Origin of the sequence: Burkholderia sp. 9775_39 (genome assembly GCF_015712225.1) — a bacterium.
Classification (GTDB): Bacteria; Pseudomonadota; Gammaproteobacteria; order Burkholderiales; family Burkholderiaceae; genus Burkholderia; species Burkholderia cenocepacia.
Genome location: NZ_JACCQC010000007.1, coordinates 171,557 through 198,535 on the forward strand (window position 1 = coordinate 171,557; position 26,979 = coordinate 198,535).

Here is a 26,979-nt window from a genome sequence, read left to right on the forward strand (position 1 = left end):
GGAACGGCCTTTCACTTTCACCTTCGCCTGCACCGTCGGCATCGCTCACTCCTCGAGCAGCGCGTCGCCGGGCGCGCTCGCGCGCTGCGCGCGGGTCGCGAGGAAGTACGCGTAACCGACCGCGAGGAAGCCGACGAACACCAGCGCGACCAGCCCGTTGAAATACACCATCGTACCGAGGCAGACCAGCGCCGCGAGGATCGCGAATGCCGGGAAGATCGGATACAGCGGCGCGCGGAACGGTCGCTCCAGGTTCGGCTGCGAGCGGCGCAGCTTGAACAGCGCCGCCATGCTCACGATATACATCACGATCGCGCCGAACACCGACATCGTCACGATATTCGCGGTGAGCGTCTGCCCGCCGAACTGGATCAGCTCGTCGCTGTAGATCGCGGCGATCCCGACCACGCCGCCCGCGAGGATCGCGCGGTACGGCGTCTTGAAGCGCGGATGCACCTTCGCGAGCCATTCGGGCAGGTAGCCTTCGCGGGCCAGCGCGAAGATCTGGCGCGAATAGCCGAGGATGATCCCGTGGAACGACGCGACGAGCCCGAACAGCCCGAGCCACACGAGCATGTGCATCCAGCCGCTGTTCGCGCCGACGATGTACTTCATCGCCTGCGGCAGCGGATCGTTGATGTTCGCGAGCTTGGTCCAGTCGCCCGCGCCGCCGGCGAACACCATCACGCCGATCGCGAGCGCCACGAGGGTCAGGATCCCGGCCACGTACGCGATCGGAATCGAGCGCTTCGGGTTCTTCGCTTCCTCGGCGGCCATCGCGACGCCTTCGATCGCGAGGAAGAACCAGATCGCGAACGGAATCGCCGCGAACATCCCGTGGAACGCGCCCAGGCTGAAGTGATCGGCGCCCGACCAGCCGCCCTTCGTGAAATTGCTCCACGCGAAACCCGGCGACACGACGCCCATGAACACCAGCAGCTCGAAGATCGCGAGCAGCGTGACGACGAGCTCGAAGGTCGCCGCGATCTGCACGCCGACGATGTTCAGCGCCATGAACACGAGATACGCGCCCATCGCCGCGTGTTTCGGTTCGAGCCCCGGAAACTGCACGTGCAGGTACGCGCCGATCGCGAGCGCGATCGCGGGCGGCGCGAACACGAACTCGACGAGCGTCGCGGCGCCGGCCAGATAGCCGCCGGTCGGGCCGAACGCGCGGCGCGCATACGCGAACGGGCCGCCCGCATGCGGAATCGACGTCGTCAGCTCGGTGAAACTGAAGATGAAGGTGGTGTACATCGCCGCGACGAACAGCGCGGTGATCACGAAACCCAGCGTGCCGGCGCTCGCCCAGCCGTAGCTCCAGCCGAAGTATTCGCCGGAAATCACGAGGCCGACCGCGATGCCCCACAGTTGCCAGGTCCCGAGCGTCTGCTGCAGCGCGGGCTGGCCGGACAGCTTGGCGCCGGCGGCGGGCCGGCCATTCGACTCTGCTTTCATCGGACTCTCTCCTCAAAGGCGCCGGGCCTGCGGACCAGCGCGACTGAGAATCGATGCTAGAGAGTCATTAAACGACGTGTTATCGAAATTCGGCAAAGATCGCGGCTGACGTTTCGCTTGCGGAAACGCCGGCCGCGTCCGTTGCGACGTCGATCCGGGCCCGCGCGACGCAGGCCCGATCGTCCGTGCTTACTGGCCGCCGCCGCGCTGGTTGAACCAGCGGTCGAGCAGCTTGCCGGCCGCCTCGCGACCGCCGAGGCCGAACGACAGCGCAACGGCCACCGCGATCGCGCCGAGCACGAGACCGAACGCGAGCTGGACGATTTCGTTGGCGATGCCCATCGCGCGCAGCCCCATCGCGAACACGAGGCCGAGGATCGCGAATTGCGCGATGCGTGCGAACAGCACGCTGTGCTCGCGGTCGGCCTGCTCGATCACGCGGCGGGCAAGGCCCGCGAGCCACACGCCGATCACGAGGATCACGCCGCCCATCAGCACGTGGCCGCCGAATTCGATGAACAGCGTGACGACGTCGCGCACCTGCGAGAAACCGAGCCGGTTCGCGGCCTCGACCGACGCGAACAGCATCGCGAAAAACACGATCAGCCGCGCGACCAGCACCGACGGCTGCAGGATCCCGGAGAACACGCGCTCGACACCGAGCACGGCCGGCAGCCCGTCGACGCCGGCGGCTTCCAGCAGCTTCTGCGCGAGCGACGCGACGAAGCGGGCGAAGTAGAACGTGACCAGCACGATCACGATCGCCGCGACGATGTCCGGCACCGCGCCGAGGAACTGGTTCAGCATGTTGGTCGCGGGGATCGAGATCGCGTCGATCTTCAGCGCGTCGAGCGCGGAGATCAGCGTCGGCACGAACACGAACACGTAGACGATCGTGCCGACCAGGCTCGACACGCGCACCGGCGTCGGGCTGTCGATTCCCTGCGTGAGGCGGTCGGCGCCGGCCGCGACCAGCAGGTTGGTCACGAGGCCGCGCAGCACGCGCGCGACGACCCAGCCGACGAAGCCGATCACCGCGGCCGCGAAAATGTTCGGCACGATCGCGAGCAGCTTGTCGACCATCCCCTGCACCGGCGACAGCAGCCCCGACAGCGCGAACGACGCGAGGATCGCCGGCAGGAACATCAGGATCACGAGCCAGAACAGCACGTCGCCGAGATAGCCGCTCATCGGCTGCATGCCGGCGCTTTCGGACAGCGTGGCGTCGACCTTGCTCGCCTTCAGCGCGCGGTTCGCGAGGCTGCGCAGCAGCGATGCGATCAGCCACGCGATCAGCGTCAGCGCCGCGCCGCCGATCAGGTTCGGCAGGTAGTTGACGATGTGCGTGACGAGCAGCGAGAACGGATTGGAGACCGCGTACAGGTTGAGCACGTTGAAGATGCCCACCGCGGTGACGAGCAGCACGAGCCAGAACAGGCCGCCGGCGATGATGCGTTCGACGCACGCGCCCTGGCCGGTGCTGTCGGTGATCCGCTGATCGACCTTCAGCGCGTTGAGCAGGCGCAACGCGCCGGCCCGCACCGCCACGGCGATCAGCCAGCCGATCACCAGGATGCCGATCGCGCCGGCGATCTTGGGCAGGTATCCGCCTAGCGTGGTCTGCAGCGACGTGATGAAGCTGGAAGCATCCATTTCTTCTTCTCCCGAAAACGTGGCGTTGCGATTGAACATCGACGAACTACCTGCGTACTTCGAAAAACGTGCGTTGCCGCCGGAGCAACTTACCTGAGAAAAATGACGCGTTCACCCGATTTCACCGTCTTTAACTTTAGTCATAGATCCCGGAGGGGCAAGACCCCATTTCGTCGAAATTAAAAAGGGATCGATGATTCGGGGTCCCGCATTTCCGCAAGATTTATCCATTCGGGCCGTGCTACCGTGGCGTCGGTGCTTGCCCCGGACACGTCGATGCCCCCCACCGAAACCAACCCCGAGCCGCCCGCGTGGGCCCGCTACGCGGCGAGCGTGGCGCGCGTTCACGCGTACATCAGCACGCATCTCGACGGCCCGCTCGACCTGAACCGGCTCGCCGAAGTCGCGTGCCTGTCGCCGTATCACTGGCAGCGCGTCTATCGCGCGCTGTACGGCGAGTCGATCGTGCTGACGGTGCGGCGGATGCGGATCGTGCGGGCGTCCGAGGATCTGGTCTGCACCACGCGGCCGCTCGACGAGATCGCGCGGCGGGCCGGCTACGGGTCGACTCACGCGTTCGCGCGGGCGTTTCGCGACACGTACGGCGTGCTGCCCGCGCAGCACCGGCGCACCGGCAGCCACCGGCCGATTTATCCACTACAGCGAGGAGAGGAAGACATGTTCAAGCACGAGGTCGAGATCCGGCGTCTGCCGGCACTGCGCGGCTACGCGGTGGCGCACACCGGTGCGTATATGAAGGTGGGCGACGCGTTCGGGCGCATCGGCGCGTGGGCCGGGCAGCACGGACTGATCGGCCCGGGCGCGAAGATGATCGGGATCTTCTACGACGATCCGGACACGACGCCCGAAGCGCAGTTGCGCGCGAAAGCCTGCCTGATGCCGGCCGACGGCGCGCCGGACGTGGCGCCCGTGCCGCCGGTCGAGCGCGCGACGATCGCGGGCGGCGAATACGCGGTGCTGCTGCATACGGGGCCGTATGCGGACCTGAAGACGGCCTACCAGTGGCTCTACGGCGAGTGGCTGCGTCATTCGGGCCGCGAAGCCGCCGACGCGCCGCCGTTCGAGCTGTACCTCAATACGCCGATGGACACGGCGCCGGCCGATCTGCGCACGGAAATTCACCTGCCGTTGCGCTGAGCGACGGGTGTGCCGCGCAGCCGTGTATCTTGACGAACCGCGACGATATTGCGGGTGCGACGATGCCCGGGACGACACCGGGCATGCCGGTGCGCCGACGTTGAACGAAGCGCGCCGGCCCGTGCGTATGCGTAGCCGGCGCGAATTCGCGGAGATCCTTAAGCCGCCGGCGTCCCGCAGCCGGGGCAGAACCGCGCGTCGGCCGCCAGCGCCGCATGGCAGCGGCTGCAAGCCTTGCCGCGTTGCGCCGTGCCGCATTGCGCGCAGAAGCGTGCATCGGCTGCGTTGAGTGCGCCGCAACCGGCGCAGGCGAGCTGGCTCAGCGCCAGATTCCCGCCCCGACCACCGTTCGCCGCATCGGCCGGCGCCTGCCAGCCCCAGCCGTGGCGATCGCGGCCGCGCGCATCGTGGCCACCATGGCCGCCCTGGCGCGACCCGCCGTGATGCCCGCCACCGTGACCGCCGTCACCGCCGTTGCCGTGCCCGCTGCCATGACCGCCGCCGTGGCCGCCGAGAATCCGTTTCAAAAAGCTCATCGTCCGCTCCTCAACGCTGGGCCTGGGCGCCGCCGAACGCCCCGGAGGACGACAACAGCCGCAAGCCGTTGGCCACGACGATCAGGCTCGCGCCCGCATCGGCGAAGACCGCCATCCACATCGTGCCGAGCCCCGCGACCGTGAGACCGAGGAACACGACCTTCACGCCGAGCGCGAAGCCGATGTTCTGCACCAGCACGCGGTGCGTCGCGCGCGACAGCCGCACGAACGCGGGAATCTTGCGCAGGTCGTCGTCCATCAGCGCGACGTCGGCCGTCTCGATCGCCGTGTCGGTGCCCATCGCGCCCATCGCGAAGCCGATGTCGGCGCGCGCGAGCGCCGGCGCATCGTTGATCCCGTCGCCGACCATCCCGACCGCACCCGCGCCGCCCGCCGACAGTTCCTCGACCGCCGCGAGCTTGTCTTCCGGCAACTGGTTGCCGCGCGCGTCGTCGATGCCGGCCTGCTGCGCGATCGCCTGCGCGGTATGCGGGTTGTCGCCCGTCAGCATCGCGGTGCGGATGCCGAGCGCATGCAGATCGGCGATCGCATCGCGGCTCGTGTCCTTGATCGTGTCGGCCACCGCGAAGAGGCCGAGCACGCGCGTTTCGTCGACCAGCACGACGACGCTCTTTCCCTGCCGCTCCAGCGCGTCGAGCTTCGCCTCGAGCGCCGTCGAGCAGCGTTCGAGTTCCTCGACGAGCCGATGGTTGCCGAGCCAGTAGCGCGTGCCGTCGATCGTGCCGCGCACGCCGCGCCCGACGATCGCTTCGAAGTCCTGCACGTCGGCGAATGCCGTCGTGCTGGCGTCGCGCGCCGCGGCGGCGATCGCCTGCGACACCGGGTGGTCGGAGCGCGCCGCGAGGCTCGCGCCGAGGTGCCGCACGCGCGCCGCATCGGCGTCGTCCGCATGCACGTCGAAGTCGGTCTGCACCGGCTTGCCGTGCGTGATCGTGCCGGTCTTGTCGAGCGCCAGCCACGCGAGCTTGCGCCCTTCTTCCAGATAGACGCCGCCCTTCACGAGAATCCCGCGCCGCGCGGCGGCCGCGAGCCCCGACACGATCGTCACCGGCGTCGAGATCACCAGCGCGCACGGGCACGCGATCACGAGCAGCACCAGCGCGCGGTAGATCCAGTCGTGCCACGCGCCGCCCATCACGAGCGGCGGCACCACCGCGACCAGCAGCGCGACCGCGAACACGATCGGCGTGTAGACGCGGGCGAACTGGTCGACGAAGCGCTGCGTCGGCGCCTTCGCGCCCTGCGCTTCCTCGACCGCGTGGATGATCCGCGCGAGCGTCGAGTTCGCCGCGACGGCCGTGACGCGGTAGTCGAACGAACCCGATTCGTTGATCGTGCCCGCGTACACGGCGTCGCCGCTCGCCTTTTCGACGGGCAGGCTCTCGCCGGTGATCGGCGCCTGGTTGACCGTCGAGCGGCCCGCGACGACTTCGCCGTCCAGCCCGATCCGTTCGCCCGGCTTCACGCGCACGACCGCGCCGAGCGCGACCTGCGCGGCCTCGATCGTGCGCCACGCGCCGTCGGCCTGCTGCACGGTCGCGGTGTCCGGCGCGAGCTGCATCAGCCCCTGGATCGCGTTGCGCGCGCGGTCGAGCGACTTCGCCTCGATCAGTTCCGCGATCGTGAACAGCACCATCACCATCGCGGCTTCCGGCCACTGGCCGATCGCCATCGCACCCGTCACCGCGATGCTCATCAGCGCGTTGATGTTCAGGTTGCCGTTGCGGATCGCGATCCAGCCCTTCTTGTACGTGGTGAGCCCGCATGCGAGCACCGCGGCGAGCGCGAGCGCCGCCGACAGCCACACCGGCAGCCCGGCCCAGGTCGCGCCTTCGGACGCGATCGCGGCGACGCCGGCGAGCGCGAGCGGCCACCACGGCTTCGCGGGCGCGTCGGCGACGCGCGCCGCCGGGGCGCCGGCCGTCGCGGCCTCCGGCGTCATCCCGAGCGTGCGGATCGCGCTTTCGATCGCCGGCTGCGCGCCGGGCGCGTGCTCGACGGTCAGCATCCGCTGCATCAGGTTGAATTCGAGCGCCGACACTTCGCTCATCCCGCCGAGCTTCTTGCGAATCAGCGTTTCCTCGGTCGGGCAGTCCATCTGCATGATCCGGAACGCGGAGCGCACGTGGCCCGACGCGGTCGCCCGCGCGACCGGCAGCGGCGCGAGCGTCAGCGCGGCGGGCGCGCAGCAGTCGCCGGCCGCGTGGTCGTGGTCGTGGTCGTGGTCGTGGTCGTGGTCGTGGTCGTGACCGGCATGGTCATGCGCGGCGTGGTCGTGCGAACACGTCGCGCCGTGCACATGCTGGTCGTCGCCCGCATGGCCGTGATCGTGGTCATGACCGGCCTCGCCATGCGCGGCGTGATCGTGGTCATGGCCGTGCGCGCGCTCGCCGGCCGCCGGCGCCGCGTCGGCAACGGTCGCCGTCTGCGTGTCGCGCGCCTCGGCGCAGCACGCATCGGCGCCGCCGGCATGACGGTGTCGTGGGTCGTGGGGACGCTTGGCGTCGGTCATGACAACCTCCTTTGTGGCTTGACGGTGTAGAGTTAACACCCTGAAGCCACTACAAGGTCAACCCTTACACGGGAGAAAGGCATGAAGATTGGCGAACTGGCCAAAGCGGCCCGCTGCACGCCCGAGACGATCCGTTTCTACGAGAAAGAGGGTCTGATGCCTGACGCGGAGCGCACCGATTCGAACTACCGCAACTACACCGACGTGCACGTCGAACGGCTGCGCTTCATCCGCAACTGCCGCGCGCTCGACATGGCGCACGACGAAATCCGCGCGTTGCTGCGACTCACCGACACGCCGGCCGACCGCTGCGATTCGATCAATTCGCTGCTCGACGACCACATCGGACACGTCGATGCGCGCCTCGCGGAACTCACGCAGTTGCGCGACCAGCTCACTGAATTGCGGCGCCAGTGCGTCGGCGAGCATTCGGTCGAGGATTGCGGGATCGTGCATGGCCTCGCGACGATGGAAACCGTCGCGCCGGCCGCGAAGCGCTCGCACCTCGGCTGAAACCCTTGTCAAATCTGATAGTCTGATCGAGAATAGTTATATTATTACTAGATATACTTTAACTATTCATGTCTACGAGCCGCCCGTCCCCGCTCGCGCTGGCCGTCCTCGCGACGCTCACCGAAACGCCGATGCATCCGTACGGGATGCTGCAGCAACTGAAGGCCCGCGGATACGACGAAGTCGTCAACGTGCGGCAGCGCACGAGCCTCTACCAGACGATCGACCGGCTGCTGCGCGACGGGCTGATCGCCGTGCACGACACCGAGCGCGACGGCGCGTTTCCTGAGCGCACGCTGTATGCGCTGACCGAAGCCGGGCACACGGCCGGGCAGGCGTGGCTGCACGCGCTGCTCGCGGAGCCCGCGCGCGAATTTCCGGCATTCGGCGCCGGCCTCGCGTTCCTGCCGCTGCTCGATGCCGAGGACGCACGCCACCAGCTCGAGTTGCGCATCGCCCGGCTCGACGCCGAACGTGAGCGGCTGGAAGCGCTGCGCGCGACCGCGCAGGCCGATCAGGTGCCGCGCCTGTTCCTGCTGCAGAACGAGCATGCGCTCGTGCTGCTCAATGCGGAGCTCGACTGGGCGCGCAGCGTCGTCGAGCACCTGAAGATCGGCGCGCTGCGCTGGGTGGACGGCTGACGCGTCGCGCCGCCCGATGCGGGTCGGCAACGGGCGGCGGCCGCGTCAAAGGACCTTGCCCGGATTGAGGATGCCGCGCGGGTCCAACGCGGCCTTCAGGCGTCGCATCAGCCCGATTTCCGCGTCGCTGCGCGTGTGCGCGAGATAAGGACGCTTGAGCACGCCGATCCCGTGCTCGGCCGACACCGACCCGCCCATGTCGCGCACCACCGCATACACGCAGTGATCGAGCGCATCGGCGTCCGCGTCGGTCATCGCGGCCAGCGACACGCCGATATGCACGTTGCCGTCGCCGACATGGCCGAAGAACAGGCACGTGAGCGCCGGCCAGCGCGTCCGCAACGCCGCCTCGCAGCGCTCGGCGAACGCGCCGAGTTCGCCGGTCGGCAGACTCACGTCGAAGTTGACGAGATGGGGCAGCGCATCGATCGCGAGGCCTTCGCGCAGCGTCCACAAATCCCGCGCCTGCCGCTCGGAAGTCGCGAGTACCGCATCGTCGACGAGCGCTGCATCGAACCCCGCGGCGAGCGCCGTTTCGAGCGCATGATGCGCATCGCCGCCCGGCGCGCTCGTCGCGCATTCGATCAACACCACGAAACCGCCGTCGCCGACGAACGGCGCCGACACACCGGGCGTATGCCGCGCGACGTAGTCGTAGAACGCCGGCCACATCGCCTCGAAGCTGACGACTTCCGGCAGCGTGCGCACGCGGTTCCACAGCGCGACCACCGCGTCGTAGTCGCGCACGCGGCAGAGCGCCGTGGCCGGCGCCGCGAGCAACGGATGCAGCCGCAGCACCGCGCGCGTGACGACGCCGAGCGTCCCTTCGCTGCCGATGAACAGCTGCTTCAGGTCGTAGCCCGCGTTGTTCTTCAGCATCCGGTTCATCGACGACACGACCGTGCCGTCCGCGAGCACCGCTTCGAGCCCCAGCACCTGCTCGCGCATCATTCCGTAGCGGATTGCACGCGTGCCGCCCGCGTTGGTCGCGAGCATGCCGCCGATCTGGCACGAGCCGCGCGCGCCGAGATCGACGCCGAACGTGAAGCCCGCCGCTTCCGCGGCGTCCTGCACGGTCTGCAGCGGCGTGCCCGCGCGCACGGTGATCGTGCCGGCCGCCGCGTCGAGCGCCTCGATGCCCGCGAAGCGCTCCATCGACAGCACGACCTCGCCGCCCAGCGCGACCGCCCCGCGCGCGAGCCCGGTCAGCCCGCCTTGCGGCACGACCGGCTGGCCGAGCCGCATGCACAGCGCGAGCGCGCGCGACACGTCGTCGACGCTGCGCGGGCGCACCAGCGCACGCGGCCGCACGCCGGCCGGCTCGTTGTACGCGGTGAAGTAACGTGGATCGATATCGGCCGCGCGCGTGACGAGCGCGTCGCCCAGTTCGGCGGCGAGCACCGCATCGACGGCGTCGTCCGGCAACGGCCTGCCGTCCGGTGCGCGGCCCGCGACGGTCGGGTTCGGGGTCGGCATCGTGCGCGGCCCCGCTTACTTCGTCGAGATGTCGATATCGCCGAAATACTTGAGGCCGAGCGACTTCACCGTGCCGTCCGCCTTCAGCTTGTCGATCGCCGCGTCGAGCTTCGCCTTCAGCGCATCGTCGCCCTTGCGCAGGCCGAACGCGATGCCGCTGCCGAGGATCTTGTCGTCGTGCACCGGCTGGCCGACGAACGAGAAGCCCTTGCCGTCCGGGCGCGACAGGAAGCCGCGCTGGCCGGACGGCGCGAGCACGAGCGTCGCGTCGAGGCGGCCCGCGACCAGATCCGCATACGCCTGGTTCTGGTCCTGGTACGCGACGATCGCGACGCCGGCCGGCTCCCAGTGCGCCTTCGCGAAGGTTTCCTGGATCGACGCCTGCAGCACGCCCACGCGCTTGCCCTTCAGCGATTCGGGCGTCGGCAGCAGCCCGCTGCCGGTACGCGCGATCAGCTGGGTCGGCACGCGATAGATGATGGTCGTGAAGTCGATCGCCTGGCGCCGCTGCTCGGTCGCGTTCATCGCCGAGTTGATCGCGTCGAACTTGCGGCCCTTCAGCGCCGGGATCAGCCCGTCGAACGACGTCTCGACCCATTTGCACGACAGCTTCGCCGTCTGGCAGACGGCGTTGCCGACGTCGATGTCGAAGCCCTGCAGGTCGCCGTTCGGCGCCTTCGATTCGAACGGCGGATATTGCGCTTCGAGGCCGAAGCGCAGCGTCGGCGCATCGGCGAGCGCCGCGCCGGAGCCGATGGCGCACGCGAGTGCGAACGCGAGTTTCAGGGTGGCCGTGTGTTTCATCGTGATCTCCTGTGTCTGGTCGATGCGACGTGCCCGTCGCCGGTTGTCTTACAGCGAACGCAGCCGCCGCGCGCCTTCGACCAGCGTCGCGTCGTCCTTCGAAAAACTGAGCCGGATCACGCCGGCGTCGGTGCCGTCGGTATAGAACGCCGACAGCGGAATCGTCGCGACGCGCGCGTCGCGGATCAGGCGCAGCACGAAATCGCCATCGCTTTCGTCCGAGAAGTGGCGAAAGCGCGCCAGCATGAAGAACGAACCTTCGCTCGGCAGCAGCTCGAAACGCGAATCGGCCAGCTCGCGCGCGAGCAGGTCGCGCTTGGCCTGGTAGAACGCCGACAGGCCGAGATAGCTGTCCGGCCGCGCGAGGATTTCCGCGAACGCGACCTGCATCGGCGTGTCGGCCGAAAACACCATGAACTGGTGCACCTTGCGGATCTCGTCCATCAGCTCGGCCGGCGCGAGGCAATGGCCGACCCGCCAGCCGGTCACGTGGAACGACTTGCCGAACGACGACACGATCACGCTGCGCTCGGCCAGCTCGCGATGGCGCGCGACGCTTTGGTGCTGCGCGCCGTCGAACACGACGTGTTCGTACACTTCGTCGGACAGCACCACGATGCCCGTGTCGCGCGTGAGCCGCGCGAGGCGTTCGAGATCGTCGGCGGAGAACACCGTTGCGGTCGGGTTGTGCGGCGTGTTGACGATGATCATCCGCGTGCGCGGCGTGATGGCCGCGGCCACCTCGTCCCAGTCCACGCGGAAATGCTCGGGCGACAGCTTGATCGCGACCGGCGTCGCGCCCTGCAGCCGCACGATCGGCGCGTAGCTGTCGAACGACGGCTCGAAGTAGATCACCTCGTCGCCCGGATGCACGAGCGCGCTGATCGCCGCGTAAAGCCCCTCGCTCGCGCTCGCGATCACCGTGATCTCGGTCGCCGGGTCGTAGCGCGCGCCGTACAGCGCCTCGGTCTTCTCGGCGAGCCGCTCGCGCAGCGCGATCACGCCGGCCATCGGCGCGTACTGGTTGTGACCGTCGCGCATCGCACGCGCGACGCCTTCGACGAGCGCCGGATCGGGCGCGAAATTCGGTGCGCCCTGCGACAGGTTCAGCGCGTTGTGTTGAGCGGCCAGTTGGCCGATCACCGTGAAGATCGTCGTCCCGACGTCGGGCAGTTTCGAACGGGGCGCGGTGGCGCTTCGCATGACTTCTCCTCCTGATGTCCTTCGGGCGGGCCGCGCGGCATGTGCGGGCCTGCATCCGCCGCATGATTTAGCCCCAGCCAATATCGGCGGACAATCGAAAGTTCGTCATGGCGGCCATGCATTTTTCTCATGGCTCTCGGTGAGAAGCCCCTGGCGCGAAGGCTCGCCTGGGCACCCGATATGCAAATCAGGCATTTCCCCTACGGCAACGCTACGCGTGCGCCGCCGCGAGGTACGCGAGCAGCACGGCCCGCAGTTCGCGGCGTTGCGCGGCGAAATCGAGCGCGGGCCCGAGCGTCAGCAGCGCCTGCGACAGCCCGCCGTAGCAGATCGTGTGAGCCATCCTCGCGAGCCCGTCGAGCCGCGCGGCCGGCGGCGGATCGGCCGCGTGGGCGAGCGCGTCGCGCCACAGCGCGACATAGGCGTCGTAATGGCGGCGATACGCGGCCAGCGGCGACACCTGGCGCTCCAGCACGAACAGCGCGCCCCACAGCGCCGCGTCGGCGGCGATCGTCTCGACCTGAAGATCGACCAGCGCGGCGGCGAGTTCGGCCCGCGGCGCACCGCGCAGCCGCTGCACGGCGTCGCGCAGCCGGTCGGCCAGCGCCAGCACGCGGCGGTGGATGCAGAGCGCCGCGAGGCTTTGCTTGTCGCCGAAATACTCGTAGAAGGTGCCGATGCTGACGCCCGCGACGGCCGCGATCTCGCGGATCGTCGCCTTCGCGTAGCCGCGTTCGAGCAAAAGCTGAACGAACGCCTGCTGCAGCGCGTCGGAACTCGCCTGCGCGCGCGACTGGCGCGGCCGGCGACGCAACGCGGGCGCGGGTTGCGCCGCCGGCGAGCCGGGCGGCGCCGGAACCTGAACATGTCGCGGCGGCATATTTGCTACTCTGAATTCAACAGGGAATACGTTTTACCGGAAGCCGGAACCCGCGCCGAAGCGCGCGCCGTACGGCATCACGCCGGCTGACCGCGAAGCCTGAGACCGGAGACAACCGCGATGACCGACTCGACCCACGCCGTCACGAACCAGTTCGACGAACTCGTCGACTATAACCTCTTCGCGACGGATCTCGCGCTGCGCGACGCGCTCGCCCGGGCGGGCGCCGACTGGGCCGTGCCGCAGCTCGATGCGTATGGTGCGCGGCTCGGCAGCGCCGACACCGCGCGACTCGCCGACGAAGCGAACCGCCACACGCCGGAGCTGAACACGTTCGACCGGCGCGGCCGGCGCATCGACCGCGTCGACTTCCACCCGGCGTGGCACGCGCTGCTCGGCCAGTATCGCCACGAAGGCTTCGTGTCGCTCGCATTCCGCGATGCACGCCGCGGCCGCTGGGCCGCGACGGCCGCCGGCTTCTACCTGCACGGCCAGATCGAGGCCGGCACGCTGTGCCCCGCGACGATGACGCAGGCCGCGATCCCCGTGCTGCAGAAGGAGCCGGCGCTGTGGGACCTGCTGCGCGACAAGCTCTACAGCGACGCCTACGATGCGCGCGACGTGCCGGTCGCCGACAAGCGCGCGATCTGGTTCGGCATGGGCATGACCGAGAAACAGGGCGGCTCCGACGTGCGGGCGAACACCACGCTCGCGACGCCGGTCGGCGCGGGCGGGCGCGGCGGCGAATACCGGCTGCGCGGCCACAAGTGGTTCTTCTCCGCGCCGATGTGCGACGCGCACCTCGTCGTCGCACGCACCGAGGCCGGCAGCCCGTCGTGCTTCTACGTGCCGCGCTGGCGCCCGGACGGCACGAAGAACGCGGTCGAGATCCAGCGGCTGAAGAACAAGGTCGGCAACCGCAGCAATTCGAGCAGCGAGATCGAGCTGAACGACGCGTGGGGCATCATGCTCGGCGACGAAGGCCGCGGCATTCCCACCATCATCGAGATGGCCACCTACACGCGGCTGAACTGCGTGCTCGGCAGCGCGGCGATGCTGCGCCAGGGCGTCGTGCAGGCGATCGCGTACACGCGCCAGCGCCATGCGTTCGGCCGCGCGCTCGCCGAGCAGCCGCTGATGCGCACCGTGCTCGCCGATCTCGCGCTGGAGAGCGAGGCGGCGCTGTCGCTCGCGATGCGGCTCGCCGACGCGTTCGAACGCGACGACTCGCCGCGCGAACGCGCATGGAAGCGGATCGTCACGCCCGCCGCGAAATTCTGGGTCTGCAAGCGCGCGGTCGAGCTGACCGGCGAGGTGATGGAAGTGTTCGGCGGCAACGGCTACGTCGACGACGGCCCGATCGCGCGCCTGTTCCGCGAGGCGCCCGTCAACTCGATCTGGGAAGGCTCGGGCAACGTGATGTGCCTCGACGTGCTGCGCGCCGTATCGCGCGAGCCCGACGCGACCGCCGCGCTGTTCGACGAACTGGCCGACCTCGGCGCGGGCGAACCGCGCATCCGCGCGGCGCTCGACGGATTGCGCGCGATGCTCGCCGCCCCGGCCGACACGCTCGAAGCGTCGGGCCGCGTGTTCGCGCAGCGGCTCGCGCTCGTCGCGCAGGCGTGCCTGCTGCGCCGCGATGCGCCGGCGGCCGTCGCCGACGCGTTCGTCGCGACGCGGCTCGCCGCGCCCGACTGGGGCCGCATCGCGGGCGGCTTCGATCCGCACGCGATCGACGTCGCCGCGCTGCTGCAGCGCGCGTACCCGGCCTGACGCCGGCCCGTTCACCCGAACGCGCGTTCGTTCGCCCGCCCCGGAGCCTCGATGAACCTCGTCGCCGCCCTCGACCGCACCGCCCGTGCGACGCCCGACAAGCCGTTTCTCGTCAGCGAATCCGCGACGATCACGTATGCGGCCGCGCGCGCGCGTTCGCACCGCGCGGCGGCCGTGCTGAGCGCGCTCGGCGTCGCGGCCGGCGACCGCGTCGCCGCGATGTGCTTCAACACGCCGGCCTTCGTCGACCTGATGTTCGGCGCGTGGCGGCTCGGCGCGGCGTTCGTGCCGATCAACCACAAGCTGCAGGCGCCGGAAGTCGACTACGTGCTCGAACACAGCGGCAGCACCGCGCTGCTGTTCGACGTGGCGCTCGCGCCGGTGGTCGAGCGCCTCGTGCATCCGGCGCGGCGGCTCGTGACGGAGGGCGAGCTCGACGGCGTGCCGAACTTCGACACGATGTGCGCGACGATGGACGGCCTCGCGGGCATCGAGCCGGCCGATGACGACATCGCGCAGATTCTCTACACGTCCGGCACGACCGGCCGTCCGAAGGGTTGCGTGCACAGCCATCGCACGGTGACGCTCGCGGCGATGCAGGCGGCGCTCGCCATCGGGATCGGCCGCAACGAACGCACGCTGATGGCGATGCCGATCTGGCATTCGTCGCCGCTGAACAACTGGTTCGGCGGCACGCTGGTCGCGGGCGGCACCGTCGTGCTGCTGCGCGAATACCATCCGCTGCGCTTCCTGCAGACCGTCGAGCGCGAGCGCGTGACGCTGTATTTCGGCGCGCCGGTGTCGTACACGCTGCCGCTCGACACGATCGACGGCTTCGCGGCATTCGACCTGTCGAGCGTGCGCGCGTGGCTGTACGGCGGCGGCCCGATCGGCGCCGCGCAGGCCGAACGGCTCGCGCAAGCGTATCGCAGCCACGCGTTCTTCCAGGTGTACGGGATGACGGAAACCGGGCCGGCCGGCACGACGCTGTATCCGGACGAGCAGATCGCGAAGGCCGGCTCGATCGGCCGCCAGGGCGGCCCGGGCGTCGACCTGCGGGTCGTGCGGATGGACGGCGTCGATGCGCGGCCGGGCGAGACCGGCGAGATCTGGCTGAAGGCCGACAGCATGATGCTCGGCTATCTCGACGACGCGGCCGCGACGCGCGCCGCGTTCGCGCCGGACGGCTGGTACCGCACCGGCGACGTCGCGCGGATCGATCAGGAAGGCTACCTGTTCATCGTCGACCGGCTGAAGGACATGATCGTCACCGGCGGCGAGAACGTCTATTCGAAGGAAGTGGAGGACGTGCTCGGCGCGCATCCGGACATCGCCGAGGCGGCCGTCGTCGGCGTCCCGCATCCGGACTGGGGCGAGACGGTCGTCGCGCACGTCGTGATGCGGGCGAACGCGGTGCGCGATGCGGATGCGCTGCGCACGTTCTGCGGCGAGCGGCTTGCCGCGTACAAGATCCCGCGCGAGTTCACGTTCGCGCAGGCGCTGCCGCGCACGCCGACCGGCAAGTTGCAGAAGTTTCTGCTGCGGGTGCGGGGGGACTGAGTATCCGGGATTGAGTCGGCGCACTTGTAAACCGCGCCCTCATACTCCAGTGCGAACCCAAAAGCGGGATACGGCATTGTTGCTTATCCGAGGTACCTGACCCAACGCGTTCGCGCACGCGCCCAATGCACCAGGCGGAACGGAACAAGTAATAGACGTTATCCGCTCTGAATCATATTCGTCCGATTGATCGACGTTTCGTATCTGGAATAGCGTCTCTAGGCAGCCATTCCATTTACTGAAACAGGGAAGCCGGATGAAAAACGAACTCAACGCACCGACTCATCTTTTCGCCACCGTTGGCGCACTCACAGAACGCGGAGGACGCGTCACCACCGCAACCAGCGGCCTGACCCTGGCTGGATTGGAAGTCGCTTGCGTCGGCGACGTAGTGACTTATGACGACGGCAGCGAGGCCGCGATTATCGACGGCGCGGGAAGCAACCATAGCAGAGGCAAGCCGTTCGCGTTGGTCGGTAGCCGGTTGAGCAACGGTGACCGCATTACCGAAACTCTGCGTACCTCGTGGGGCATTCACGTGCGGGATGGGCAACGCGTTGCGGGCCTATTCGACCCGGCCTATGTACCACCGCCCGCGCCGCCTGCTTACAGATTGGCGGTACGTGGTGCGACAACAGCGCGTGGCGGTGCATTGCGCGAGCCGTCCGGCACTTGGGAAGTAGCGCCGCACTTGGGCAAGGCTGGCACGGTGGGCGACCTGATCCACTATCCGGACGGTTCAACCGCACGCATTACGAGTGGTCTGGGTTTGGCCGACGGGCCCGACTTCGCGCCGCTGGCATTCGTTGGCAGCGAACTCGATAACGGCGACACGATCACCGATAGCCCCGAGCGACAAGGCATCGCGTCGTCCGTCGTATTTAGCGTCGTCACCCGCTCGTCCGTGCCCCGCTGAGGTAGCGCCCATGATTCGCTACTTTCTTGCCAAAGGCGACCGCGCCAGGGAAGCGGTGATTGTCGAAGGCCTCGACACTGTGACCTGTTCCGATCCGCCGCCGAGGGTTCATATCGCCACGCTGGATATGAAGACCTACTGTTCGACCTGCAAGCGTGAAGGGTACATCGCACCGCAAGGGCCGCGCTGGCCAGGTACCGGCCCGAACGGCAAACAATGGGCATTGAGCGGAGATATCAATGTCTGCGGATGCAACCCACCGCCGGTCTTCTACGCTGAACGCGGCATGCGAATGACTTTTACCGCAGGAGAGACTGCGACGCTGACTGGGCGCCAACCTGATGCAGCCAAGCGGTCATTTGTCGTACACGACGAGCAATTCACCTTGCTCGATGACTCCCGCCGCCCGCTCGCGAGCATCCGCTACCGAATCGTTACCGACGCCGGGCAAATTTTCACGGGCACCACGGACACGGCCGGGCAAACACATCGAATCGCCACCGACGCCTCGGCAACGTTGAAAATCTATACGATGGAACATTGAAAAAATGAAAGATTTTGATGTGAATGACTGCGGAGAATGGTTCCTCGTACACTCAGGTGCAGCCACCAATACCAATCCCGGGTCGATGGTGGAGGTGACGATCAATACCGAGAGAATATGTCACAACATGACAAACAAGGAATTCCGGGAAATGGTATTGAGTAAACGCGATCGAGCCGTTTCCCTCATCGACAAAAGAATCATGGATTTGCAGCGCTGGTCCAACGCCGATAAGGCACGCGTATTACAGTGGTTCGGCAGAACTGACGAAGGCACTCGCACAACACTATTAACAGGCCTGACTGCAATCGTCCGCGTGCTAAAGACACTCACGGGATACAATTTCACGCGATGGGATAGCGAGCGATTCAAACATATTGGATGCGTTCCAAATCCAAACAAATCGGGAGTCGCGGCATCAGTATGTTCGCCGGATACCGCAACTCATACGATCGCAATACATCCCGATTTTTGTACAATGCGAGACTTCTCATGGGAAAAAGATTCCATAGTTTCCACTTTGATTCATGAGGCGAGTCATTTTGATGACACAATGGGAACCAGGGATCATAGATATTTCATTGAGGAATGTCTGACGTTTGGAGCCGAGAATCCGAACCAAGCAATCAACAATGCCGACAGTATTGCAGGATACGTCATTTACAATGCTTAAGTTTATTCTTTGCCTAGGCCTTCTCACTTCCAGCCCGGTATTCGCCTGCATCGCCAGCGAGAATCTCGACATCTACTTTTCGAGAGATAGCTCGCACATATCGAACGCCGAAATCGTCCGCATTGCAAAATGGACAATCGACCAAAAACTCAATTACGCGAATCACCTGACCAAGGAAACAACGCTGATCAGCGGCCATGCCGAGGAAAGTGAACCGGAAGCACTGGCCCTTGCGCAATCAAGATTGCAAACCGCGTATGCGCTGCTGGAGCAACTCGGTTTTTTACGCGGAACCATCAAGAAGAGCGCCCGCGTCTATTCGCATGGCGACGTCGACAATGGGCGGCGTGTGGAAATTTCCTTCCTGCCCGATTGCCCTAACAAGTGCTGCGACGGCAAGTAACGTCATCCGGCCGCCATCACGGTGATGCGGTATCGACGTCCGCATGCGGCGCCCCTGTTGCACCACTGCCGGCAAGACTCCTATGTCCTGTCGGCCGTGTCCCACCAAAGAAAAAGCCACCGGCCCCATCGGGTCCGGTGGCTTTTTCGCATGAGGCGCGGGGCGACGCGTTACACCGCCGCCCGCGCGTCACATCACATCAAGCTGCTTACTTGCCGCCGATGCTCTTCAGCGGCTTCCACTCGCCCTTCTCGACCTTGTACATCGTGATGCCGCCGTTCTTCAGGTCGCCCTTCGCGTCATACGCGACGTGCGTCGACGTGACGCCGGCCATGTCGGTCTTCGCGAGCACCGGCAGGTACTTCGCCGGATCGGTCGAATCGGCCTTCTTCATCGCGTTCAGCATCGCCATCGCGCCGTCGTACGCGTACGGCGAGTACGTCTGCACGTCTTCGCCGAAACGCTTCTTGTACTTGTCGGCGTAGGTCTTGCCGCCCGGCATTTCTTCCAGCGGGAGGCCGGCCAGCGAAGCGATCGTGCCGTCGGCCGCGTTGCCCGCGATCTTCAGGAATGTCGGCGTCTTCACCATTTCGCCGCTCATCAGCGGTGCGTTGAAGCCCAGCGCCTTCATCTGCTTGACCATCGGCGCTGCCTGCGAATCCGCGCCGCCGTAGTAGACGAGGTCCGGCTTCGCCGCCTTCAGCTTCGTGAGAATCGCCTTGAAGTCGACGGCCTTGTCGTTCGTGAATTCGCGGTCGACGATCGTCGCGCCGCCGGCCTTCGCGGCCTTCTCGAACTGGTCGGCGAGACCCTGGCCGTAGGCCGTGCGGTCGTCGACGATCGCGATCTTCTTCATGCCGAGATCCTTCGACGCGAACGTGCCGGCCACCGAGCCCTGCTGCGTGTCGGACGTCATCATGCGGAAGGTCGTCTTGTAGCCTTGCTGCGTGTATTCCGGCGCCGTCGCCATCGCGATTTCCGGAATGCCCGCGTTCGCGTAGATACGCGAAGCCGGAATCGTCGTACCCGAGTTGAAGTGGCCGAGCATGCCCTTGATGCCGTCGTCGACCAGCTTCTGCGCGACCGTCGTGCCCGTACGCGGGTCAGCCTGGTCGTCCTGCGTGCTCAGCACGAACTTCACCGGCTTGCCGCCGATCTTCGGGTTCGTCGCGTTGAAGTCTTCCAGCGCGAGCACGATCCCGTTCTGCATATCCTTGCCGTAGTGCGCCTGCGCGCCCGTCATCGGCCCTGCGTAACCGATCTTCACGTCATCCGCATGGGCCGTCCCCGCCAGCGACATGACCGCGACGAACGTCGCGCCTGCCACCTTTTTCATCGTGTGTTGCATAGCATCTCCTTGGTACCAGGGTAAATGGAGCGGCTTCGGGATCGCCTTGCCGCTTCCTTTGTTTGATCCGAACGGCAAGGATGATCAGCCGATCGTCATCAAATTCGCATTGCCGCCCGCCGCGGCCGTGTTCACGCTCACCGAGCGTTCCGTCAACAGCCGCTCGAGCGCGTAGTCTTCCGCGTCACCGTTCTCGAACGCGCCCGCCGACACGCCCTGCACCGACACGATCGGGCCCGGCCGCTGCGCGACGTCCTTCACGAGCGTCTGCAGTTCGTCGCTGTCGCCTTCGAACAGCACCGCGTCGAACGGCGCGTCGGCCTGCTTGCGCACCGCCGCGTGCGCCTTCAGCGACGCCGGCAGCGCGGCGACCAGCGCCTCGCCCGCCGCGCCGGCGAACAGTGCGCGGTTGCCGGTCGCGAGCACCGCCGCGAACTGCGCACGCGCGCCGCCCGGCGTGGCCGCGACGCACAGCACCGTGCCGCGCGGGCCGAGTGTATACGTGTTTCGCTCGCCCGTCGGCCCGGTCAGCACCGCGGTCGCGCCGGCCGGCACCTGTGCGAGGTAGCCGTCGCAACGCGCGGCCAGCGCCGGCTCGCGCTGCTCGATCAGCCAGTCGCGCAGCATCGTGAGCGCCGCAGCCGGATTGCCGCGCGCATCGCTTTCGGTCGCGCCGTCCGCCACCAGCGACTGCGCGAGCGCGCGCGGCAGGCCCGACGGACGCGTCGCGAGCAGGCGCTGCAGGTACAGCGCGCCACCGGCCTTCGGGCCCGTGCCCGACAGCCCTTCGCCGCCGAACGGCTGCACGCCGACCACCGCGCCGATCACGTTGCGGTTCACGTAGATGTTGCCCACGTGCGCATTCGAGATCACGTGCGCGATCGTCTCGTCGATCCGCGTGTGGATGCCGAGCGTCAGCCCGTAGCCGGTCGCGCGGATCTGCTCGAGCAGCTTGTCGAGCTGGCTGCGGCGGTAGCGCACCACGTGCAGCACGGGGCCGAACACTTCACGCTTCAACTCGTCGATGCTGCCGATCTCGATCAGCGTCGGCGGCACGAACGTGCCGTGCGCGCATGCGTCGGGCATCGGCAATTGCGTGACCGTGTGGCCCTTGTCCTTCATCGCCGCGACGTGCGTGTCGATCGTCTGCTTCGCCTCGGCGTCGATCACCGGGCCGACGTCGGTCGACAGCCGGTCCGGGTTGCCGAGCGCCAGCTCGTGCATCGCGCCCTTCAACATCGTCAGCGTGCGGTCCGCGACGTCGTCCTGCAGACACAGAACGCGCAGCGCCGAACACCGTTGACCGGCCGAGTCGAACGACGACTGCATCACGTCCGCGACGACCTGCTCCGCGAGCGCCGACGAATCGACGATCATCGCGTTCTGGCCGCCCGTTTCCGCGATCAGCGGAATCGGCTTGCCGTCCGGGTCGAGGCGCGCGGACAGCGTTTTGTTGATCAGGCGTGCGACTTCGGTCGAACCGGTGAACATCACCGCACGCGTGCGCGCATCGGCGACCAGCGCCGCACCGACGGTCTCGCCGGTGCCCGGCAGCAGTTGCACCGCGCCGGCCGGCACGCCGGCCTCGCGCAGCAGGCGCACGGCTTGCGCGGCGATCAGCGGCGTCTGTTCGGCCGGCTTCGCGAGCACCGTGTTGCCGGCGGCGAGCGCCGCGGCGACCTGGCCCATGAAGATCGCGAGCGGGAAGTTCCACGGGCTGATACAGACCACGGGGCCGAGCGGGCGGTGCGTGTCGTTCGAGAACTCGCCGCGGATCTGCGCCGCGTAGTAGCGCAGGAAGTCGACCGCTTCGCGGATCTCGGCGATCGCGTTCGGCAGCGACTTGCCGGCTTCGCGCACGATCAGGCCCATCAGCGTGTGCATCTGCGCTTCGAGCAGGTCGGCGGCGCGCACCAGGCAATCGGCGCGCGCGTCGACCGGCGTCGCCTGCCAGATCGGCGCGGCGGCCACCGCGTGCGCGAGCGCCGCGCTCACGTGTTCGGACGTCGCTTCGCTCACCGTGCCGACCACGTCGCGCTGGTCGGCCGGGTTGCGCACGTCGCGCGCCGGCGCATCGGCGAGCGCGTCGTCGGCGAGCATCGGCGCCGCGCGCCACGGGTGGTGCGCGCTCGCGAGCAGCGCGGACGACAGCGACGCGAGACGGTGTTCGTTCGACAGGTCGAGGCCCATCGAGTTGGGACGCTCGTCGCCATACAGGTTGCGCGGCAGCGGGATCTTCGCGTGCGGCGCGCCGAGCGGCACGACCTTCGACGCTTCGTCGACCGGATCGGCAACGAGCTCCTTCACCGACACGGTCTTATCGGCGATGCGGTTCACGAACGACGTGTTCGCGCCGTTTTCCAGCAGACGGCGCACGAGGTACGCGAGCAGCGTCTCGTGCGTGCCGACCGGCGCGTACACGCGGCACGGGCGGTTCAGCTTGTCGCGACCGGTGACTTCCTCGTACAGCGGCTCGCCCATCCCGTGCAGGCACTGGAATTCGTACTGGCCCGGGTAGTAGTTCTGGCCCGCGAGTTGATAGATCGCGGCCAGCGTGTACGCGTTGTGCGTCGCGAACTGCGGGTACACGGCGTCCGGCGCGGCGAGCAGCTTCTTCGCGCACGCGAGGTACGACACGTCGGTGTAGATCTTGCGCGTGTAGACCGGATAGCCTTCGAGGCCGTCGACCTGCGCCCGCTTGATCTCGGTATCCCAGTACGCGCCCTTCACGAGGCGGATCATCAGGCGGTGACGGCTGCGGCGCGCGAGATCGATCAGGTAGTCGATCACGAACGGGCAGCGCTTCTGGTAGCCCTGCACGACGAAACCGATGCCGTTCCAGCCGGCGAGCTCCGGATCGAAGCACAGCGCCTCGAGCAGGTCGAGCGACAGTTCGAGACGGTCGGCTTCTTCCGCGTCGATGTTCAGGCCGATGTCATAGCGGCGCGCGAGCAGCGCGAGGGCGCGCACGCGCGGCAGCAGCTCGCTCATCGTGCGGTCCTGCTGCGAGCGCGAGTAGCGCGCATGCAGCGCCGACAGCTTGATCGAGATGCCCGGGCCTTCGTAGATGCCGCGGCCGCCGGCCGCCTTGCCGATCGCGTGGATCGCCTGTTCGTACGACGCGTAGTAGCGCTGCGCGTCCTCTTCGGTGGTCGCCGCTTCGCCGAGCATGTCGTACGAGTAGCGGAAGCCGCGCGCTTCGTACTTGCGGCTGTTCGCGAGCGCTTCGGAAATCGTTTCGCCGGTGACGAACTGCTCGCCCATCAGGCGCATCGCCATGTCGACGCCCTTGCGGATCAGCGGCTCGCCGCCGCGGCCGATCAGGCGCGTGAGCGCCGACGACAGGCCCGCTTCGCTGTTGGTCGTCACGAGCTTGCCGGTGATCATCAGCCCCCAGGTCGCCGCGTTCACGAACAGCGACGGCGCATGGCCGACGTGCGAGCGCCAGTCGCCCTTGCTGATCTTGTCGCGGATCAGCGCGTCGCGCGTCGCACGGTCGGGAATGCGCAACAGCGCTTCGGCGAGGCACATCAGCGCGACGCCTTCCTGGCTCGACAGCGAGAACTCGTGGATCAGCCCTTCGACGCCGCCGCCCGAGCTCTTCTCGCGCAGCGCCTCGACCAGCTTCGTCGCGAGCGCCTGCACGTCCGCCTGCAGGTTCGCGGGCAAGCGCGCCTGGCCGAGCAGGAACGGCACGCACTCCGGTTCCGGACGGCGGTACGCGGCCGTGATCGCCGCACGCAGCACCGATTGCGGCTGCACGTTCTGCGCGAACTCGAGGAACGGATGCGGCGAGTTGTCGTCGTCGCCGTCCGCGGCCTGACCGTCGGCGAGCTCCGTCACGCCGCTGTGGCCCGACAGCTCGGGCGGCAACTGGCCGTGCTCGATCCGCTCGAGATACGCGAAGATCGCCTGCTTGATCAGCCAGTGGGGAGTGCGCTCGAGACGCGCGGCGGCGTCCTTGAGGCGCGAGCGGAGAAGGTCGTCGACTTTGACGCCGAGAGTCGTGCTTGCCATGGTGGGTTCGTGCGCCGGTGCGAGCCCGGCAATGTGGTGTAAGAGGATGCGCGAAATCCTACGGCACGCAATAAAAAGGTGCAACCAAATTGCGAGATAGGTTGCACCCATAAGTTAGTCAATATAATCAGTCACTTATGCGGTTGCAACCTAGGGGTTGCCCGTGGTCGGAGGATCGGTGTTTTCCCTGATCGGGCCGGTTCGACACGCGCGTGCAACCTTCCGTATGCGCGCAAGCGGCCGAAAACCGGTTGCACTGCATGGTGTGACGCGGACCGATGCCGGCGGCGGGCAAGCAACGGGAGACGGTTCGGCGCGCCCGGCGGCCGGGGCTTCGCGGCATTCGGCAACGCGCGGCGGCAGGGGCCGCGCGGGCGCCGCTCAGATATCCAGCGGATCGACCTCGACGCTCCACCGCAGCACGCCCTTCAGCGCGCGCAGCGCCGGCTGCCATGCACGCAGCGCATGCTGCAGCGCCGCCCGCGACGCGCTTTCGAGCAGCAATTGCGCGCGATGGACGTTCGCGACCTTGACGATCGTCATCGGCACCGCGTCGTAGACGGTCACGCGATCCGCGCCGGGCAGCCCCGCCAACGCGGCCGCGGCCTGCAGCAGGAACGCGAGCGCCGCGTCGAGCGTGCGCCCTTCGGCGCGCAGCAGCGCCTGGTAGACGAACGGCGGCAGGTGCGCGTCGCGCCGCTCGGCGAGCGTCGAATTCGCGAAGCCCACGTAGTCCTGCCGCCCGAGCGCGTGATACAGCGCGTGACGCGGGTAGCGCGTCTGCACCATCACCTCGCCCGGCAGCCCGGCGCGCCCCGCGCGGCCGCTCACCTGCATCAGCTGCGCGAACAGCCGCTCGCTCGCGCGAAAGTCGTGCGAGAACAGCGCGGTGTCGGCATTGAGCACGCCGACGAGCGACACGCGCTGGAAGTCGTGCCCTTTCGCGATCATCTGCGTGCCGACCAGGATGTCGACCTCGCCCGCGTGCACGTCGGAAAAAAGCGCCTGCGCGCTGCCCTTACGGCGCGTGCTGTCCGCATCGATCCGCAGGATCCGCGCGCCCGGCACCGCTTCGGCAAGCGCCTCCTCGATGCGCTGCGTGCCGCGCCCGAGCGGCGCGATGTCGACGTTCCCGCACTCGGGGCACGAGCGCGGAATGCGCGCTTCCCAGCCGCAGTGATGGCAGCGCAGTGCGTGCTCGGGCTTGTGCAGCACGACGTACGCGCTGCAGCGCGGGCAACCGGCCACCCAGCCGCACGCGTCGCACGCGAGCTGCGGCGCGTAACCGCGCCGGTTCAGGAACACGAGGCTCTGTTCGCCGCGTTCGAGCCGCGCCTTCAGCGCCGCGACGAGCGGCCCGGACAGCCCGCCCATCGACGCGCGCCCGCGCCGCCGCTCCTCCTCGAGATCGATCAGCCGCACGGTCGGCAGCGTCGCGTCGGCCACCGCGCGGCGCGACAGCGTGAGACGCGTGTAGCGGCCCTGCTCGGCCTGCCACCAGCTTTCGAGCGACGGCGTCGCCGAGCCGAGCACGACCGTGATGCCGAGCTGCTTCGCGCGCCACACGGCCAGGTCGCGCGCCGAATAGCGCAGTCCTTCCTGCTGCTTGTACGCCGGCTCGTGCTCCTCGTCGACGACGATCAGTGCGAGCGTCGGCATCGACGCGAGCACCGCGAGCCGCGTGCCGAGCACGATCCGCGCGCGGCCGGTGTGCGCGGCGAGCCAGTTGCGCGCCCGTTCGCCTTCGGCGAGCCCGCTGTGCAGCGTGACGATCGCGTCGTCGGCGAGCGCACCCGCGAAGCGCGCGCGAAACGCGGCCTCGAACTGCGGCGTCAGGTTGATTTCGGGCACGAGCACGAGCGCCTGCGCGTCCGGCCGCGCGTCGAGCAGCGACGCGAGCGCATGCAGATAGACCTCGGTCTTGCCGCTGCCCGTCACGCCGTGCAGCAGGAACGGCGCGAAACCGTGCGCCGCGCGGATCGCGTCCAGCGCCTCGGCCTGCTGGTCCGTCAACGCCGGCGGCACAGTTCGTCCACCGTTTGTCGACAGGTTATCCACAGGTTTGGCCACAGGCGTATCGGCCCAGCCGATCTCCTCGACGTCGACCCAGCCGCGCGCCGCCCAGTCGTCGAGTGTCGCGGCCGCCTTCGGATGGAGCGCGCGCGCGTCGGGCAGCGTCAGCGAGCCGGTGTCGACGAGTGCCTGCGCGAGCCGGCGCAGCGCGGCGCCGCGCGCGGGCAACGCGTCGGGCAGCGCCGCGCGGCCGGCTTCGGTCGGCTGGTAGCGCACTTCCGGCGCGAGCAGCCGCCCCCAGCGCCCGGCGTCGCGCAACGCCTGCGGCAGCGCCGGCAACGCGACCTCGCCGCGCCCGCGCTGATAGTAATCGGCGGCGAACGACACGAGCGCGAGCCAGTCCGGCGACAGCGGCGGCAGGTCGGCGCAGATCGCGTCGACCGCGCGCAACCGCGACGGCGGCACATCGGTGTGAGTGGTGACTTCGCAGACGAGGCCGACGGCCTGCCGCTTGCCGAACGGCACCTGCACGAGCGTCCCGGGCACCGGCGCCGGCTGCGCGTCGCAGCGGTAGTCGAACAGCGTGGCGAGCGGATGATCGAGCGCGACGCGCAGGTAGGTGCCGCTCATTGCGGCGCTCCGGCGGCAGCAGCACGCGAAGTACGGACGGCTTGCATCCGCGCCCGCATCGCGACGGCGAACTTAAAGTAAAACTTCAGATTCGGCGCTAAGTTTTGGATTCGCATTAGGAATCGCCGTATACCCTGCCCAGCCTGTGGATAACTTTGTTGAGAACTCGCCTCTCAACGGCCGCAACGCGCGCGGGGCCGTGCTTTGCGCTGTTTTTCGCTGCTTGCTGCGGTGCCCCGCGAAGCCT

At 67.9% G+C, this 26,979-nt stretch carries 20 protein-coding genes; 9 read left to right on the forward strand and 11 right to left on the reverse strand.

The window, feature by feature from the left end:
• Positions 1-45 precede the first annotated feature (45 nt).
• Positions 46-1,458: an ethanolamine permease gene (gene eat / locus H0X90_RS12150; protein ID WP_006496293.1), complete on the reverse strand. Its 1,413-nt coding sequence runs from the start codon at positions 1,456-1,458 to the stop codon at positions 46-48.
• 189 nt (positions 1,459-1,647) lie between these two features.
• On the reverse strand, positions 1,648-3,111 hold the full coding sequence (locus tag H0X90_RS12155) for a mechanosensitive ion channel (protein ID WP_034201881.1): 1,464 nt from the start codon (positions 3,109-3,111) through the stop codon (positions 1,648-1,650).
• Between the two features lie 276 nt (positions 3,112-3,387).
• Here H0X90_RS12155 and H0X90_RS12160 point away from each other — a divergent pair, with 276 nt between their 5' ends.
• A complete protein-coding gene (locus H0X90_RS12160; RefSeq protein WP_077190298.1) occupies positions 3,388-4,269 on the forward strand; it encodes a GyrI-like domain-containing protein in 882 nt (293 codons plus the stop codon).
• A gap of 158 nt (positions 4,270-4,427) precedes the next feature.
• Here the strand turns inward: H0X90_RS12160 and H0X90_RS12165 are convergent, their stop codons facing one another.
• Entirely contained in the window at positions 4,428-4,805 is a 378-nt protein-coding gene (locus H0X90_RS12165; protein WP_077190299.1) for a zinc ribbon domain-containing protein, read from the reverse strand.
• Between the two features lie 10 nt (positions 4,806-4,815).
• Complete coding sequence (locus tag H0X90_RS12170; protein ID WP_196438149.1) at positions 4,816-7,338, reverse strand: heavy metal translocating P-type ATPase; 2,523 nt, start codon at positions 7,336-7,338, stop codon at positions 4,816-4,818.
• 81 nt (positions 7,339-7,419) lie between these two features.
• Here H0X90_RS12170 and cadR point away from each other — a divergent pair, with 81 nt between their 5' ends.
• Positions 7,420-7,851, forward strand: a complete 432-nt coding sequence (cadR, locus tag H0X90_RS12175) for a Cd(II)/Pb(II)-responsive transcriptional regulator (protein WP_006490878.1) — start codon at positions 7,420-7,422, stop codon at positions 7,849-7,851.
• A 68-nt stretch (positions 7,852-7,919) separates the two neighbouring features.
• Positions 7,920-8,492 (forward strand): PadR family transcriptional regulator, encoded by a 573-nt coding sequence (locus H0X90_RS12180; protein WP_006490876.1) that lies wholly within the window; start codon positions 7,920-7,922, stop codon positions 8,490-8,492.
• Between the two features lie 45 nt (positions 8,493-8,537).
• On the opposite strand, the gene H0X90_RS12185 is transcribed toward H0X90_RS12180, so the two are convergent.
• The 4 genes from H0X90_RS12185 to H0X90_RS12200 all read right to left on the reverse strand — a co-directional run bounded on the left by H0X90_RS12185 (position 8,538) and on the right by H0X90_RS12200 (position 12,855).
• Positions 8,538-9,968, reverse strand: coding sequence for an FAD-binding oxidoreductase (locus H0X90_RS12185; protein WP_058902019.1), 1,431 nt, complete (start codon positions 9,966-9,968; stop codon positions 8,538-8,540).
• Positions 9,969-9,983: 15 nt separating this feature from the next.
• Complete coding sequence (locus tag H0X90_RS12190) at positions 9,984-10,772, reverse strand: ABC transporter substrate-binding protein (protein ID WP_006488477.1); 789 nt, start codon at positions 10,770-10,772, stop codon at positions 9,984-9,986.
• 48 nt (positions 10,773-10,820) lie between these two features.
• Complete coding sequence (locus H0X90_RS12195) at positions 10,821-11,975, reverse strand: pyridoxal phosphate-dependent aminotransferase (RefSeq protein WP_006488473.1); 1,155 nt, start codon at positions 11,973-11,975, stop codon at positions 10,821-10,823.
• A gap of 211 nt (positions 11,976-12,186) precedes the next feature.
• Positions 12,187-12,855 carry a TetR/AcrR family transcriptional regulator gene (locus tag H0X90_RS12200; protein WP_006488476.1) on the reverse strand — a complete coding sequence of 223 codons (669 nt, stop codon included), beginning with the start codon at positions 12,853-12,855 and terminating at the stop codon, positions 12,187-12,189.
• Between the two features lie 120 nt (positions 12,856-12,975).
• Here H0X90_RS12200 and H0X90_RS12205 point away from each other — a divergent pair, with 120 nt between their 5' ends.
• The 6 genes from H0X90_RS12205 (at position 12,976) to H0X90_RS12230 (ending at position 18,724) form a co-directional block, all read left to right on the forward strand.
• Positions 12,976-14,628, forward strand: a complete 1,653-nt coding sequence (locus H0X90_RS12205; protein ID WP_034201156.1) for an acyl-CoA dehydrogenase family protein — start codon at positions 12,976-12,978, stop codon at positions 14,626-14,628.
• A gap of 51 nt (positions 14,629-14,679) precedes the next feature.
• Positions 14,680-16,188, forward strand: a complete 1,509-nt coding sequence (locus H0X90_RS12210) for an AMP-binding protein (protein ID WP_077190301.1) — start codon at positions 14,680-14,682, stop codon at positions 16,186-16,188.
• A gap of 256 nt (positions 16,189-16,444) precedes the next feature.
• Complete coding sequence (locus H0X90_RS12215; protein ID WP_043205298.1) at positions 16,445-17,104, forward strand: PAAR domain-containing protein; 660 nt, start codon at positions 16,445-16,447, stop codon at positions 17,102-17,104.
• Between the two features lie 10 nt (positions 17,105-17,114).
• Complete coding sequence (locus H0X90_RS12220; protein ID WP_077190302.1) at positions 17,115-17,648, forward strand: hypothetical protein; 534 nt, start codon at positions 17,115-17,117, stop codon at positions 17,646-17,648.
• Positions 17,649-17,652: 4 nt separating this feature from the next.
• On the forward strand, positions 17,653-18,321 hold the full coding sequence (locus H0X90_RS12225) for a M35 family metallo-endopeptidase (RefSeq protein WP_227739786.1): 669 nt from the start codon (positions 17,653-17,655) through the stop codon (positions 18,319-18,321).
• Positions 18,314-18,724 (forward strand): hypothetical protein, encoded by a 411-nt coding sequence (locus H0X90_RS12230; protein WP_006496306.1) that lies wholly within the window; start codon positions 18,314-18,316, stop codon positions 18,722-18,724. The genes H0X90_RS12225 and H0X90_RS12230 overlap by 8 nt, the downstream gene beginning before the upstream one ends.
• A 208-nt stretch (positions 18,725-18,932) precedes the next feature.
• On the opposite strand, the gene H0X90_RS12235 is transcribed toward H0X90_RS12230, so the two are convergent.
• From H0X90_RS12235 to H0X90_RS12245, 3 genes are all read right to left on the reverse strand, one after another.
• Complete coding sequence (locus H0X90_RS12235) at positions 18,933-20,072, reverse strand: branched-chain amino acid ABC transporter substrate-binding protein (protein ID WP_006482201.1); 1,140 nt, start codon at positions 20,070-20,072, stop codon at positions 18,933-18,935.
• A gap of 84 nt (positions 20,073-20,156) precedes the next feature.
• Positions 20,157-24,089, reverse strand: coding sequence for a trifunctional transcriptional regulator/proline dehydrogenase/L-glutamate gamma-semialdehyde dehydrogenase (gene putA / locus H0X90_RS12240; RefSeq protein ID WP_006496307.1), 3,933 nt, complete (start codon positions 24,087-24,089; stop codon positions 20,157-20,159).
• 381 nt (positions 24,090-24,470) lie between these two features.
• Positions 24,471-26,732 carry a primosomal protein N' gene (locus H0X90_RS12245; RefSeq protein ID WP_077190303.1) on the reverse strand — a complete coding sequence of 754 codons (2,262 nt, stop codon included), beginning with the start codon at positions 26,730-26,732 and terminating at the stop codon, positions 24,471-24,473.
• Positions 26,733-26,979: the final 247 nt, after the last annotated feature.